This window comes from Mesorhizobium sp. M7A.F.Ca.US.005.03.2.1 (genome assembly GCF_003997795.1).
In the GTDB taxonomy this organism is placed as follows: domain Bacteria; phylum Pseudomonadota; class Alphaproteobacteria; order Rhizobiales; family Rhizobiaceae; genus Mesorhizobium; species Mesorhizobium ciceri.
Map to the genome: position 1 here is coordinate 1 of NZ_RZRP01001283.1, position 1,169 is coordinate 1,169.

Genomic DNA, 1,169 nt, shown 5'->3' on the forward strand with positions numbered 1-1,169 from the left:
GCCTGGCCGTACCAGGGTCGATCTCCAGATAGAGGAAGACGATTTCCGGGCAGAAGCCGCTCAGCCGGTCGCGGTAGCTGCGCTTCAGCGCCGAGCAGGCGGCGACCACGCCGTTGCCCTGCCCCACCGACGCGGCGATGCGCTCGCCGATCGCGTTGAGCCAGCCTTCGCGCAGCTGATCGGTAAGCGGCTCGCCGCTTGCCATGCGTGCGACGTTTTCCGGAGGATGCAGCCTGTCGCCCTCGATAAAGGTAACGCCCAGAGCGGCGGCAAGCCCAATGCCCACCGCCGACTTGCCGCAGCCGGCGACGCCCATAACCACGATGGCCGGCACCGAGCCGGGGGCGCTCGTCGGCGCCTGTGCTGCCGCTTCGTCCACTGTCAGCGGCTTGCCGGCGCGCGGCCGTAGAGCAGCAGCATGGCGACGATGACGACACCGTAGATGATCTGCCGCCCCGCCTCCGGCATCTGCATGACCGACAAGATGGATTGCAGCAACGTGATGAGGATGACACCGGCGACAGTGCCGAGATAGGAGCCGCGCCCACCCAGGATCGAGGTGCCGCCAAGCACCACCGCGGCGATCGACGGCAGCAGATAAGCGTCGCCCATCGACTGCGCCGCCTTGGAGGCATAGCCGGCCAGAAGCACGCCGCCGAAAGCCGAGAGCCCACCGGAGACGGCGAAGGCGATCATCACCACGCGCCTTGTGTCGATGCCGGAGAGATAGGCCGCGCGCTCGCGGTTGCCGATGCCGTAGACGGTGCGGCCGAAGCCGGTCCGCGTCAGCACGAACACCATCGCGGCCCCGATCAGCGCCCAGATGATGACGGCGTTGGGCACGCCCGGAATGGCGAAACCGGTCGCCAGGTAGCGCATCGCGCCCGTCGCCGAATCCTGCGGCGAGAAGCCGCCGGTGTAGACCACCATCAGCCCCTGCGCGACAGCGTTGGTGGCCAATGTGATGATCATCGAGGGGATGCGCAGATAGGCGACGCCGATGCCGTTGACGACGCCGATCAGCATGCCGCAGATGATGCCGAACGGGATGGCCAACGCCACGCCGACCGGGCCGTACGCCGCCGCGGCGCAGGCCATCATGGCGCCCGCCGCCACCGCCCACGGCACCGACAGGTCGATCTGGCCGAGCAGGATGACCAGCATCATGC

Annotated in this window: 2 protein-coding genes; both read right to left on the bottom strand. The window is 68.3% G+C overall.

Annotated features, from left to right (window positions below; translation table 11 throughout):
- Nucleotides 1-379, bottom strand: a 379-nt coding sequence (locus EN991_RS37055) for a gluconokinase, GntK/IdnK-type (RefSeq protein ID WP_127370567.1), incomplete at its 3' end; no start/stop codon positions are given.
- Between the two features lie 2 nt (nt 380-381).
- Nucleotides 382-1,167 (bottom strand): ABC transporter permease, encoded by a 786-nt coding sequence (locus EN991_RS37060; RefSeq protein ID WP_164769702.1) that lies wholly within the window; start codon nt 1,165-1,167, stop codon nt 382-384.
- Nucleotides 1,168-1,169: the final 2 nt, after the last annotated feature.

Coding starts and splice junctions, on each gene's coding strand:
- EN991_RS37060 (WP_164769702.1), bottom strand. CDS start 1,167: ATGATGCTGGTCATCCTGCTCGGCCAGATCGACCTGTCGGTGCCGTGG.